The organism is Pseudonocardia pini (genome assembly GCF_013870575.1).
GTDB lineage: Bacteria > Actinomycetota > Actinomycetes > Mycobacteriales > Pseudonocardiaceae > Pseudonocardia > Pseudonocardia pini.
In genome coordinates, this window is sequence record NZ_JACBXB010000307.1 from 1 (window position 1) to 6,131 (window position 6,131).

A 6,131-nucleotide genomic window follows, 5' to 3' on the forward strand; every position below is an offset into this window, starting at 1 on the left:
AGGTGCTCGACGAGTCGGTGCAGACGCGTGCCGTCCGGGTTGCGCTCGTCCATCATGTCCTTCGGATCTCGGGGCCTTCGGATCTCGTGGCCTTCGGAGGTCGGGGCCGTCGACGTCGGGGCCGCTCGGGCTGACCCGCCCGGGTGTCCACCGGGCGTGGCCAGCGTACGGCGGGGCCACTCGGTGGTGGCTCTCGACCCGGGAACTAAGGTCGGGTGTCCGCTGTCCCGCACCCCGCCCGGAGATCGTCTCTCGATGGACACCCAGTCGTTGCGCAGCAAGGTCGGCGAGCTCCCCGCCGCACAGTTGGCCTACCGCTGCGCGGTCGCGGGCCGGATGCGGGCCGAGCGGTGGGGCCTGGCGCTCGACGAGTCGCTGCGACACCGCACCGGGCTGCAGAAGACCCGCGGCACCGGCGTCGGACGGATCCTGGCCTACCACTCCATCGGCACCCCGGTCTGGGGCGTGAACGACGTCCGGCCGGAGGACTTCGAGAAGCACCTCCAGCTCGCGGCCGACGACGGCTGGACCTTCGCCACCCCCGCCGAGGTGCTGGCCGCGCCGGACCGGCGGCAGCTCGCGATCACCTTCGACGACGGCGCCACCAGCGTCCTCGACAACGCGGTGCCGGTGCTGCGCCACCACGGCGTCCCGTCGACCATGTTCGTGGTCAGCGGCTGGGCGGACGGTGGGCACAGCGGCGGCTACGAGCACGTCCTGGACTGGGCCGGGCTGGCCCGCCTCGAGGCGGCGGGGGTCACCCTGGCCAGCCACTCGGCGTCGCACCCGGACTTCGGCAGGCTCGAGGCGGGGGAGGCCGAGCGCGAGCTCGCCGGGTCCCGGGAGCGGCTGGAGAAGATGCTCGGCCACGAGGTCGACGAGTTCGCGATCCCGTTCGGCCAGTCCGCGAACTGGACCCCGCAGGCCGCGGAGATCGCCGCGCGCGTCTACCGCACCGTGTACGCGCAGGCCGTGGACACCCGGCCGGCGAACACGATCCCGCGGACCTTCATCACCCAGATCGACCGCCCCCTGATCTTCAAGGCGGCCCTGAGCGGTGCGTTCGACAACTGGGAGGAATGGTTCCTCGGTCCTCGCTGAGGTCAACGGCGTGGGAACGCCGGTCGTACGGATCCCGGTAGCGGAGGATCAGCTCGCGGTGACCGTCCCTCATCGCTCGTCTCCCGTCGCACTCCGACCGTCGGTACGGAGTCTGACGGCCGAGCCGCGACAGCGGGGGCGTTTCACGGAACTCGGAGCGGCAGCCGTGCCCGCCCGCGGCTGACCGACCCTGCCGGGATCCGGCGAGGGTGCCTTCCTGACTGTGTTCGATTTCTGATGCTCGAGCACCCCGATGGTCAGAGATCGAACCATCGGGGTGCTCGACGGTCAGAGATCTCGACCATCCGGGAAGGGGGCCTGGGAGGTCCCCCGGCGCGCGGGTCGGCGCAGGCGGGTCCCCGGCGAGCGGACGCTGCGGCGGGTCAGAGGGCCTTGCGGAGGGACTCCACCACGCGCAGCTGCTGCTCCTCGGTGATCTGCGGGTAGAGCGGCAGGCTGAGGATCCGGTCGGCCATGGCCTCGGCCACCGGGAAGTCACCTGCCTTGCCGAGGGTGGCGAAGGCCTCGGTGAGGTGCACCGGGGTGGGGTAGTGGATGCCCGCGCCGATGCCGTCGGCGTTGAGGGCGGCGAGCACCTCCGCCCGGCGGTCGACCTCGATCACGTACAGGTGCCAGACGGGCTCGTTGCCCGGCGTGACGGTCGGCCTGGTGACGGGCAGGTCGGCGAGCAGGGTGTCGTAGCGGGCGGCGGCCTCGCGGCGCAGGGCGTTCCAGGTGTCGAGGCGCTCGAGCTTGGCCGAGAGCACCACGGCCTGCAGGGTGTCCAGTCGGCTGTTCACGCCGACCACGCTGTGCTCGTACTTGCGGGGTGAGCCGTGCGCCCCGATGAGGCGGACCCGGTCGGCGAGCTCCGCGGAGTTCGTGAGCACCGCACCCGCGTCCCCGTAGGCGCCGAGGTTCTTGCCCGGGTAGAAGCTGGTCCCGGCGATGTCGCCGATCGCGCCCGCCTGCAGACCGTCGCGGCGCGCGCCCTGGGACTGGGCCGCGTCCTCGCAGATCGCGATGCCCGCCGGAAGTCGGTCGCGCAACGAGGCGACGTCCGCGACCTGGCCGTACAGGTGCACGGGCAGGACCGCGCGGGTCCGGTCGGTGACCGCGGCGAGGGTGGCGTCGACGTCGATCAGGGCGGTGCCCGGCTCGCAGTCGACCAGCACGACCTCGGCGCCCGCGCGGGCGACCGCCTCGGCGGTGGCGATGAACGTGTTGGCGGGGAGGATGCACTCGTCCCCGGGCCCGATCCCGAGGGCGCGCAGGGCGAGCTCGAGGGCGTCCGTGCCGTTCGCGACGCCGACGACGTGCTCGACGCCGGAGTACGACGCGTAGGCCGCCTCGAACGCGGCCACGGCCGGGCCGCCGACGAAGGCGGTGCGGGCCAGGACCTGCGCCCAGCCCTCCTCGACCTCGGCGGCCACCTCGGCGTGCTGCGCGGCCAGGTCGACCAGGGGGATGTTCGCGGCCATGGTCAGACGGCTCCCTGCAGGTCCAGCGCCGCAGCCAGCGCGTCGATCACCAGCTTCTGCTCCGCCTCGCCGACCTCGTGGTGCACCGGGAGGATCACGGTGTTCCGGGTGAGGTGCTCGGTGACGGGCAGCGGGCGGTGCGGGTGCCCGGCGTACGCGGGCTCCAGGTGCGAGGCCATGATCCCGCGACGCGCGGACACACCGGCGCCCGCGAGGGACTCCAGCACCGCGATCTGGTCGGCCCCCGCGGGGAGCTCGACCCAGAAGGACTGGTAGTTGGCGGTCCCGTGCGCCGGGTCCGTGACCGCGCGCAGGCCCAGCGGCTCGAGCAGCTCGCGGTACCGCTCGGCGATCGCGCGGCGCTGCGCCACGATCCCCGGCAGCCGCCCGAGCTGGACCAGACCCATCGCGGCCTGCATGTCCGTCATCCGGTAGTTGAACGCCGTCTCGGCGTAGCCCTCCAGGACGATCTTCCTGCCCGCGGCGTGCCGGTCCGCGGCGGACACGGTCATCCCGTGCTCCCGCAGACGGCGGATCCGGGCGGCCCACTCGGCGTCGTCCGTGGTGACCATGCCGCCCTCACCGGTGGTGAGCAGCTTGCGGGGGTGGAAGGACCAGGCGGCGAGCAGAGCGCCGGTGCCGACGGGGGAGCCGTGCAGCGTGGCGCCCGCGGCGCAGGCGGCGTCCTCGACGACGGGGACGTCCCGGCAGACCTCGCGGATCGCCGGGATGTCCGCGGGCTGGCCGCCCTGGTGCACCACGAGCACGGCCTTCGTGCGCTCGGTGAGCACCTCGGCGACCGACGCGGGCGTGACGTTGCCCGACTCGGCGGAGACGTCGGCGAACACCGGCGTGGCGCCGCAGTACCGGATCGCGTTCGCGGTGGCGATGAAGGAGAACGACGGGCACACGACCTCGTCGCCCGGGCCCACGCCGAGCACGTAGAGCGCGAGGTGCAGGGCCGTGGTGCAGTTCGACGTCGCGATCGCGTGCTCCGCGCCGACGTGGGCGGCGAAGGCCTTCTCGAACTCCGCGACCCGCGGCCCCTGGGCGACCCAGCCGGACCGGACGGCGGCGGCGACCGCCTCCGCCTCCTCGTCGCCGAGGAGGGGCTTCATCACGGGGATCATCAGGCGGTCACGCCCGTCTCCGCCTGCCACCAGGCCACGAGCCCGCGCAGGCCCTCGTCCATGCCGATCGTGGGCTTCCAGCCCAGCTCGCGGGCCGCGGCGGAGATGTCCGCCAACCGCCGCGTGACGCCGTTGACCTGGCGCGCCGGACCGAACTCGGGGGTGAGGTCGGAGTCCATGGCCTCGAGCAGCGCCTCGGCCAGGCCCGCCAGGCTGATCTCCTGGGCGGTGGCGATGTTGAAGACGGTGTCGGTCACCGGGGCCTGCGCGGCGAGCACGTTGGCCCGGGCGATGTCGTGCACGTGCACGAAGTCCATCGTCTGCAGGCCGTCGCCGAAGATCAGCGGGCGGTCGCCGCGGGCGATGCGCTCCATCCACCGGATCAGCACCTCGGTGTAGACGCCGTACGCGTCCATCCGCGGGCCGTAGACGTTGAAGTACCGCAGCGCGACGTAGTCCAGGCCCTTCATGGCGTGGAAGCTGCGCAGCATGCCCTCGTTGAACGCCTTGGCGGCGCCGTAGAAGGTGTCGTTGTTGTACGGGTGGTGGCGCTCGGTGGTCGGGAACTCCTCGGCCAGGCCGTAGACCGACGCCGACGAGCTCGCCACGATCTTCTGCACGCCCGCCTCGACGGCCTGCTCGATCACGGTGAAGGTGCCGTCGACCAGGCTCTCCAGCGCGGTCCGCGGCTGCTCGGCGCACTGGGTGATCCGCAGCGCGGCGAGGTGGAACACCAGGTCCCTGCCCGCGGTCAGCTCCCGGACGACGCCGACGTCGTTGATGTCGCCCTCGACGAGGGTCAGCCGGTCCCCGGCCGCCTCCTGGGCGGCGGCGATGTTCTCGCGCCTGCCGCGCACCAGGTTGTCCAGCACCACGATCTCGGCCGCGCCGGCCTCGACGAGCTGGTCCACCAGGGTCGAGCCGATGGTCCCGGCGCCGCCGGTGACCAGGATCCTCTGTCCGGAAACGGGCTGGGCCGCCTGCTGCGAGTGGGTCACACCGTCACCTCTCCGCGGCCGCGCTCGGCCATCGTGGTCGGAACGTTCTCGATGACCCCGGCGGTGTCGCGCGGGATCTCCCGGACGGGCCGGATCGGGACGGACTGGCCGTCCTTCGCCAGGCTCTCGGAGGCCGCCTCCAGGATCGCGAGGACCCGCAGGCCTGCGAACCCGTCCGTGAGCGGCCGTCGGTTCTCCGCGATCGCCGCGGCGAACTCGACCATGACCGACCGGAGGGCCTCCAGGTTGGCCAGCGCCGGGGCGACGGTGTCCCCGGTGCGGTAGGACACGAGCCTGCGACCACGGACGTCGGCGTTCGTCATGTCGTCCAGGTCGGGATTGCGCTGCACCCCGCGGTCGTGCTCGGAGAGCCGCTGGGTGGGGTTGAGGTCGTCCCAGATCAGCGTGCGCTTCGACCCGCCGACGACGAAGGTGCGGATCTTGGTGGGGGACAGCCAGTTCACGTGCACGTGGGCCAGCGCGCCGTTGGACAGCCGCAGCGTCAGGTGGGCCACGCAGGCGTGCCCCGCGCCGACCGGGTCCGACCCGTGGGCGGCGACCGAGACGGGGTGCACGTCCTCCGGGAGGATCGCGTCGAAGATCGAGAGATCGTGCGGGGCGAGGTCCCAGAGGACGTCGACGTCCGGCTGCACGATGCCGAGGTTGATCCGCACCGAGTCGAGGTACTGCAGGTCGCCGATGCGGCCGCTGCGCACGGACTCGCGGATGTGCCGGACCTCGGAGGTGTAGCAGAAGGTGTGGTCGACCATGAGGACGCGGCCGAGCCGCTCGGCGGCCTCGACGAGCTGCCTGCCCTCCTCGAAGGTCGGCGCGAGCGGCTTCTCGATCAGCACGTGCTTGCCCGCCTCGAGCGCCTGCATGCCCACGTCGAAGTGGGTGGCGGCCGGGGTCGCGACGGCCACGGCCTGGACGGCGGGGTCGGCCAGCACGTCCGCGAGCGACGTGGAGATCGCGACCGTGGAGTAGTTGCCCAGGACCGCCTGGGCCCGCTCCGCGTTCAGGTCGCAGAGGTACTGCAGGCGCAGACCGGGGGTCTGCTGGGCGTTGCGGACCAGGTTCGGACCCCAGTACCCGCCTCCGACGACCGCGATGCCGATCGGGTTGCCGTTCTCCACTCGCATCCCCCTCGTGCTGCACTCCCGTCCCGCGGTGGCCCCTGCCGGGCGGCCGGAGACCGAGCGACGGGCGGGACGCAGCGACCTTACGGCAGCCCCTCGGAGGGGCGTCCGCGGCCCGTTCGCGAGCCCGTCGAGGGCCTCCAGGGCGGCCCGGGCCACTCAGGGGGCTTTCAGGCTCCGTCGCTAGACTCCGGCGCCATGACCACGGCCAGGCATGCCCCCGAACCGACCCCGCCTGCCGGCGCCCGGCCACACGTCCGCCCCGCTCGCGGGCCGCAGTGA

At 72.9% G+C, this 6,131-nt stretch carries 5 protein-coding genes; 1 reads left to right on the top strand and 4 read right to left on the bottom strand.

All coding sequences use genetic code 11. From position 1 onward, the window contains the following. Window positions 1-255 precede the first annotated feature (255 nt). The gene (locus H5J29_RS17730) at window positions 256-1,101 is read left to right on the top strand and encodes a polysaccharide deacetylase family protein (protein WP_181782067.1); all 846 of its coding nucleotides are present in this window, start codon (window positions 256-258) and stop codon (window positions 1,099-1,101) included. Window positions 1,102-1,484: 383 nt separating this feature from the next. Here H5J29_RS17730 and H5J29_RS17735 read toward each other — a convergent pair whose 3' ends face one another. From H5J29_RS17735 to H5J29_RS17750, 4 genes are read right to left on the bottom strand one after another with little or no spacing between them, the layout of a single operon-like run. Next, window positions 1,485-2,582: a DegT/DnrJ/EryC1/StrS family aminotransferase gene (locus H5J29_RS17735; RefSeq protein WP_181782068.1), complete on the bottom strand. Its 1,098-nt coding sequence runs from the start codon at window positions 2,580-2,582 to the stop codon at window positions 1,485-1,487. Window positions 2,583-2,584: 2 nt separating this feature from the next. Further along, complete coding sequence (locus H5J29_RS17740) at window positions 2,585-3,700, bottom strand: DegT/DnrJ/EryC1/StrS family aminotransferase (RefSeq protein WP_181782069.1); 1,116 nt, start codon at window positions 3,698-3,700, stop codon at window positions 2,585-2,587. 11 nt (window positions 3,701-3,711) lie between these two features. Beyond that, a complete protein-coding gene (locus H5J29_RS17745; RefSeq protein ID WP_181782070.1) occupies window positions 3,712-4,710 on the bottom strand; it encodes an NAD-dependent epimerase/dehydratase family protein in 999 nt (332 codons plus the stop codon). Next, on the bottom strand, window positions 4,707-5,852 hold the full coding sequence (locus tag H5J29_RS17750; protein WP_181782071.1) for a Gfo/Idh/MocA family protein: 1,146 nt from the start codon (window positions 5,850-5,852) through the stop codon (window positions 4,707-4,709). The genes H5J29_RS17745 and H5J29_RS17750 overlap by 4 nt, the downstream gene beginning before the upstream one ends. Window positions 5,853-6,131: the final 279 nt, after the last annotated feature.